The organism is Streptomyces sp. NPDC001401 (assembly GCF_042895385.1).
GTDB lineage: Bacteria > Actinomycetota > Actinomycetes > Streptomycetales > Streptomycetaceae > Streptomyces.
Window position 1 is genome coordinate 965,272 of sequence record NZ_JBIAWI010000002.1, and the last position, 6,164, is coordinate 971,435.

4 protein-coding genes and 2 pseudogenes are annotated in these 6,164 nt (G+C 72.7%); 3 read left to right on the forward strand and 3 right to left on the reverse strand.

Features of this window, described 5'->3' with window-relative positions; all coding sequences use genetic code 11:
- Positions 1-3 precede the first annotated feature (3 nt).
- Together ACFY10_RS11900 and ACFY10_RS11905 are read right to left on the reverse strand one after the other, a co-directional pair.
- Entirely contained in the window at positions 4-351 is a 348-nt protein-coding gene (locus ACFY10_RS11900; RefSeq protein WP_390664906.1) for a VOC family protein, read from the reverse strand.
- A 109-nt stretch (positions 352-460) separates the two neighbouring features.
- A pseudogene (locus ACFY10_RS11905) lies at positions 461-1,583 on the reverse strand (enolase C-terminal domain-like protein).
- Positions 1,584-1,742: 159 nt separating this feature from the next.
- Between ACFY10_RS11905 and ACFY10_RS11910 the strand changes: the two are divergent.
- Genes ACFY10_RS11910 through ligD form a run of 3 tightly spaced genes read left to right on the forward strand, consistent with a single transcriptional unit; the run spans position 1,743 to position 6,003 of the window.
- Positions 1,743-3,215 carry an NAD(P)/FAD-dependent oxidoreductase gene (locus ACFY10_RS11910; protein WP_390664907.1) on the forward strand — a complete coding sequence of 491 codons (1,473 nt, stop codon included), beginning with the start codon at positions 1,743-1,745 and terminating at the stop codon, positions 3,213-3,215.
- Entirely contained in the window at positions 3,212-5,068 is a 1,857-nt protein-coding gene (locus tag ACFY10_RS11915; protein ID WP_390664908.1) for a transketolase, read from the forward strand. The genes ACFY10_RS11910 and ACFY10_RS11915 overlap by 4 nt, the downstream gene beginning before the upstream one ends.
- Complete coding sequence (gene ligD / locus ACFY10_RS11920; protein ID WP_390664909.1) at positions 5,065-6,003, forward strand: non-homologous end-joining DNA ligase; 939 nt, start codon at positions 5,065-5,067, stop codon at positions 6,001-6,003. Before ACFY10_RS11915 ends, ligD begins: the two co-directional genes overlap by 4 nt.
- 75 nt (positions 6,004-6,078) lie before the next feature.
- On the opposite strand, the pseudogene ACFY10_RS11925 reads toward ligD, so the two are convergent.
- Positions 6,079-6,164: pseudogene (locus ACFY10_RS11925) on the reverse strand (IS5/IS1182 family transposase); the annotation flags it as partial.

Sequence of the window (6,164 nt, forward strand, 5' to 3'; positions counted from 1 at the left end):
GACCTACGCGTTGCGGTCCACGTACTCGTACACCATGCCGTCCGGATGCATCGCGATCAGGTTGCGGCCCCCCGGCGTCGGCACCGGGCCCGCGACGATGTGGGCGCCGAGCTCGGTGAGCACCCGGTGGGTCTCCTCGACGTCCTTGACGGCGATCGTCGCGGAGATCTTGCGCAGCACCTCCAGCTCGGCCGCGGGCCCGCTCATCAGCAGGAAGCAGCCGACCGCGGCCACCTGGACGCCGCCGCGTTCGAAGCGGAGGGCTCTGCCGCCCGCCAGCCGTTCGTAGAAGGGGACCGCGGTCTCCAGGTTGTCGACGCAGATGCGCAGCGTGGCTCCCAGAATGTCCATGCGCAGAGCCTAGTTGGGGCAGCCGGGCGAGGAGATCAGTTCCGAGTCGTTTCGGGAGCTCGTCCTGATCGGACTTCGCCACGGCCTACGCACCGCGGCCGCCAGGCCGTCAGGCGACCCGGTACTCCTCCACCTCGTCCGTCCGCAGTGCCAGCCCGTGGCCCAACCCGGCCGACGGGCGCACGGTGCCCCCCGTCGGATCGAGCGCACCGTCGAAGAACATGTCCTCGATGCGTACGTGGTCGTGGAACCACTCCATGTGGCGCAGGTTGGGGAGCGAGGCGGCCGCCGCGGCGTGGGCGTGCGGGGCGCAGTGGGTGGAGACCTCCAGGCCGTGGGCCTGGGCGAGAGCGGCGGCGCGCAGGAACTCCGTGATGCCGCCGCAGCGCGTCGCGTCGATCTGGAGGCAGTCGACCGAGCCGGCCGCGATCATGCGGGCGAAGTACGGGAGGTCGTAGCCGTATTCGCCGGCCGTCACGTCGCACGCCAGGGCGTCACGGACCAGGCGCAGGCCCGTCAGGTCGTCCGAGGAGACCGGCTCCTCGAACCAGCCGACCCCGTGCTCGGCGAGGGCGCGGCCGACGCGGACGGCCTGTTTGCGGGTGTAGGCGCCGTTCGCGTCGACGTACAACTCGGCCTCGGGGCCGATCACTTGGCGTGCCGCCTGGACGCGGGCCAGGTCCCGGGGCACCGCCCGGCCCCGGCTCTCACCGATCTTGATCTTGACGCGCGGGATGTGCTGTCCGTGCACCCAGCCGTTCACCTGCGCGGCCAGGTGCGTGTCGTGGTACGTCGTGAAGCCGCCGCTGCCGTACACCGGAACCCTCCCCCACTGCCTTAAAGGCGTGGGGGTACCCCCAGCGGCAGACGCCGAGCAGGCGGGCCAGGGGGAGTTCGAGGAGGCGTGCCTTGAGGTCCCACAGGGCGATGTCCACCGCGGAGATCGCGCAGGCGGCGATTCCGGGGCGGCCCGCGTTGCGGACGGAGCGGCACATCGCGTCGTGCACGGAAGGGATGTCCAGGGCGTAGCGGCCCTCGACGAGCGGGGCGAGGTGGTCGCGCAGGAAGTCGCCGACCGCCGGCGGGCCGTACGTCCAGCCCGTGCCGGTCTCGTCACCCGTCGTCACCTCGGCGATCACCACGGTCGTGGAGTCCCAGGCCGGCGTGGAGTCGGCCTCGGGAGCGTCGGTCGGCACCGTGTAGACGGAGACGACGGGGCGGTGGAGTTTCATCGCGGTTCCCTCACGACTGGTCGAACCACGGCTTGCGCACCGGGCTGGTCCGCTCCGGGTACCCGGCGCCCGGAGCGGAAACCGGCCGACGTTTGGGGGTCCTTGCCAGGGGGACGCGGAAGGCTCCGTACGACGTCCGCACAGCGCGGGAGGCCAGCCGTGAGTCGACCTCGCATCGTGATCGTCGGTGCCGGATTCGCCGGGTACCGGACGGCTCGCACCCTGTCCCGGCTGGTGCGGCACAAGGCCGATGTCACTCTGCTGAACCCGACCGACTACTTCCTGTATCTGCCCCTGCTGCCCCAGGTCGCCGCCGGGATCCTGGAGCCCCGCCGGGTGTCCGTCTCCCTCTCCGGCACCCTGCCGCACGTCCGGCTGGTGCTCGGCGAGGCCGACTCCGTCGACCTCGACGGGCGGACCGTGCACTACACCGATCCCGAGGGCGGCGGCGGGCGGCTGGCGTACGACCGGCTCGTGCTCGCCGTCGGCAGCGTCAACAAGCTGCTGCCCATCCCCGGGGTCGCCGAGCACGCGCACGGCTTCCGGGGGCTGCCCGAGGCGCTGTACCTGCGCGACCACGTCACCCGGCAGGTGGAACTCGCCGCCGCTGCGGACGACCCGAAGAGCTGCGCGGCGCGGTGCACCTTCGTGGTGGTCGGCGCCGGATACACCGGGACCGAGGTCGCTGCGCACGGACAGATGTACACCGACGCGCAGGTGCGGGGGCACCCCTTGCGGGACGGCATGCAGCCGCGCTGGATGCTGCTCGACATCGCTCCGCGCGTGCTGCCCGAGATGCACGAACGGCTCTCGCGCACCGCCGACCGGGTGCTGCGGCAGCGGGGCGTCGAGGTGCGCATGGGGACCTCCGTGAAGGAGGCCACGCGGGACGGAGTCCTGCTGACCGACGGCGAGTTCGTCGACACCCGCACGCTGGTGTGGTGCGTCGGCGTACGGCCCGATCCGCTTGTCGAGAGCACCGGGCAGCCGCTGGAACGCGGCCGGCTCCTTGTAGACCCGTACCTCCGAGTGCCGGGCCGTCCCGAAGTGTTCGGGTGCGGCGACGCGGCCGCGGTACCGGATCTGAACAACCCCGGGACGTACACGCCGATGACCGCGCAGCACGCCTGGCGGCACGGCAAGGTCGCGGCTGAGAACGTCGCCGCGTCCCTCGGGATCGGCGAACGGCGCGCCTACCGCCACCGCGACCTGGGCTTCGTCGTCGATCTGGGCGGCACGAAGGCCGCCGCCGACCCGCTCGGCGTCCCCCTGCCCGGCCCGCTGGCCGGAGCGGTCACCCGCGGCTACCACCTCGCGGCCATGCCCGGCAACCGCGTCCGCGTCGCCGCGGACTGGCTCCTGGACGCCGTACTGCCGCGCCAGGCAGTCCAGTTGGGGCTCGTCCGCTCCGCGTCGGTCCCGCTGGACACGGCGTCGCCGGAACTGGCCCGGGTACCGGGCCGACCGGAGCCACAGCTCTCCACCGAGCCCGCGAACAGCCGGCCCGGCAGCGAGCCCGCCCAGGGGCAGCCGGCCTCCGAGCCCGCCGAGAACCGACCCGGCGGCGAACCGAGCGAACCCCCGGGCCCCGTCGAGCGACGTCCCGGCACCCCCGTGGAAGGAGACTCATGAACACCGCCGAACTCGTCGAGCTCGCCCAGCAGTTGCGCGTGGACAGTGTGCGCGCGGCCGACGCCGCGGGGTCCGGACACCCGACGTCCTCGATGTCCGCCGCGGACCTGATGGCCGTACTGCTCGCGAACCACTTCCGTTACGACTTCGACCGGCCCGCCCACCCCGGCAACGACCGCTTCGTGCTCTCCAAGGGGCACGCCTCGCCCCTCCTCTACGCCGCCTACAAGGCGGCCGGCGCCATCGACGACGGCGAACTGCTCACCTTCCGCAAGCTGGGCAGCCGGCTGGAGGGGCATCCGACGCCGCGCAGGCTGCCGTGGGTCGAGACGGCCACCGGGTCGCTCGGCCAGGGGCTGCCCGTCGGCGTCGGTATCGCGCTGGCCGGCAAGCGGCTGGACCGCAGCGGGTACCGCGTGTGGGTGCTGTGCGGGGACAGCGAGCTGGCCGAGGGGTCGGTCTGGGAGGCCGCCGAGCATGCGGCGTACGAGCATCTGGACAACCTCACCGCGATCGTGGACGTGAACCGGCTGGGGCAGCGGGGGCCGACCCGGCACGGGCACGACCTCGGCGCCTACGCCCGCCGCTTCCAGGCGTTCGGCTGGCACACCATCGAGGTGGACGGGCATGACGTGGATGCCGTCGACCGCGCGTACGGCGAGGCGGTCTCGACGACCGGACAGCCGGCCGTGATCCTCGCCCGCACCCTCAAGGGCAAGGGCGTCGCCTCCGTCCAGGACCGCGAGGGGCTGCACGGCAAGCCGCTGCCGGACGCCGACGAGGCGATCGCCGAACTCGGCGGCCCCCGGGACATGTCCATCCACGTCCACGAGCCGACCGCCACCCGCATGCTGCACGCCGTTCGCGCCGGGCACCTCGAACTGCCCCGCTGGGACAAGGGATCCGACGGGAAAGGGGTTGCCACCCGCGACGCCTACGGGCAGGCGCTGGCCGCGCTCGGCACCGGGCGCGGCGACATCGTGGCCCTCGACGGCGAGGTCGGCGACTCCACGCGGGCCGAGTTCTTCGCCAAGGAGCACCCCGACCGGTACTTCGAGTGCTACATCGCCGAGCAGCAGATGGTCGCGGCGGCGGTGGGGCTCGCCTCGCGCGGCTGGGTGCCGTACGCCGCCACCTTCGCGGCCTTCCTGACGCGCGCGTACGACTTCGTGCGCATGGCGTCCGTCAGCGGCGCCGGCATCAACCTCGTCGGCTCGCACGCGGGCGTCGCCATCGGCCAGGACGGGCCGTCCCAGATGGGCCTGGAGGACCTGGCGATGATGCGGGCGGTGCACGGCTCGACCGTGCTGTACCCGTGCGACGCGAACCAGACCGCGCAGCTCGTCGCCGCGATGGCGGGCTGCGAGGGCATCCGGTATCTGCGCACCTCGCGTGGGGAGAGCAGGGTGATCTACGGCCCCGACGAGGAGTTCCCCATCGGCGGCAGCAAGGTGCTGCGCTCCTCCGCGCACGACCGGCTGACCCTGGTCGCGGCGGGCGTCACCGTGGCGGAGGCGCTGGCCGCCGCGGACGCGCTGAACCGGGACGGCATCCCGGTCCGCGTCATCGACCTCTACTCGGTCAAGCCCGTCGACCGGCGCACCCTGCGCCGCGCCGCCGAGGACACCGGCTGTCTGGTCACCGTGGAGGACCACCACGAGGAGGGCGGCCTCGGCGACGCCGTCCTGGACGCGTTCCTCGACGGACGGCCCGTGCCCCGGCTGGTGCGTCTGGCCGTCCGTACGATGCCGGGCTCGGCCGCCCCGGACCAGCAGCTGCACGCCGCGGGCATCGACGCCGAGTCGATCGCGGCGGCCGGGAAACTGCTGGTGGAGGAGGCGGTCGTGCGGTGAGCGAAGACGCCGTACGCACCGTGCGGGCCGGGCGCCGCACGGTGGAGGTCCACCGGGCCGACAAGGTCCTCTTCCCGGGCAACGGCAGCGGCGACGGCGACGCGAAGGAGTACACCAAGGGCGACCTCGTCGACTACTACCGGTCCGCCGCCCCGCTCATGCTGCCCCACCTGCGCGGCCGCCCGCTGATGCTGGAACGGCATCCGGACGGCGTCGACGGCCCGCACTTCATGCAGAAGAACACCCCGGACAGCTACCCGGAGTGGATCACCCGTGTCGAGGTGCCCAAGGAAGGCGGCACCGTCTGCCACACCGTGTGCGACAACTCCGCCACCCTCCTGTACCTCGCCGACCAGGCCGGCCTCACGCTGCACCGCTGGCTGTCCCGCGTCGGCCGCCTCGACCGGCCCGACCGGATGGTCTTCGACCTGGACCCGGCCGGTGACGGCTTCGCGGCGGTGCGCGAGGCCGCCCTGCTCCTCGGAGAACTCCTCGACGAAATCGAGCTCCCCTCGGGGCTGATGACCACCGGCTCGCGCGGACTGCACGTCGTCGTGCCACTGGGCGGCCGGCACGGCTTCGACGAGGTCCGCGAGTTCGCCCGCGACGTCGCCGACACCCTCGCCGAGGCCCACCCCGACCGGCTCACCACCGCCGTACGCAAGAAGGAGCGCGGCGACCGGCTCTACCTCGACGTGGGCCGCAACGCCTACGCACAGACCGCGGTCGCGCCCCTCACCGTCCGGGCCCGCCCCGGTGCCCCTGTGGCCACCCCGATCACCTGGGCCCAGCTGGACGACCCGGCCCTGACCGCCCGCCGCTGGACCATCGCCGACGCCGTCGAACAGGTCCGCACGAACCCCTGGGCCGGGGTGATGAGCAAGGGGCGCGCCCTGGGGCCGGCGCGACGACGGCTCGACGTGGTGCGTGAGTGATGCACGTAATTCTGCATGTTTGACCAACACCCTTGGGGTCACGCGGAGTTCGAGGGGGCCCATGACTGAGCTTCTTCAGCGTTGCCGCTCCAGGGTGAGGACGGCTTTGGCGATTGACGTCATGCGGTTTGGACTGCATCGGGATCTGCGGAAGATCCCCC

What these genes read in the sequence shown, in the direction of transcription:
- ACFY10_RS11915 (WP_390664908.1), top strand. Translation starts at nt 3,212, where the DNA reads ATGAACACCGCCGAACTCGTCGAGCTCGCCCAGCAGTTGCGCGTGGAC.
- ACFY10_RS11900 (WP_390664906.1), bottom strand. Translation starts at nt 351, where the DNA reads ATGGACATTCTGGGAGCCACGCTGCGCATCTGCGTCGACAACCTGGAG.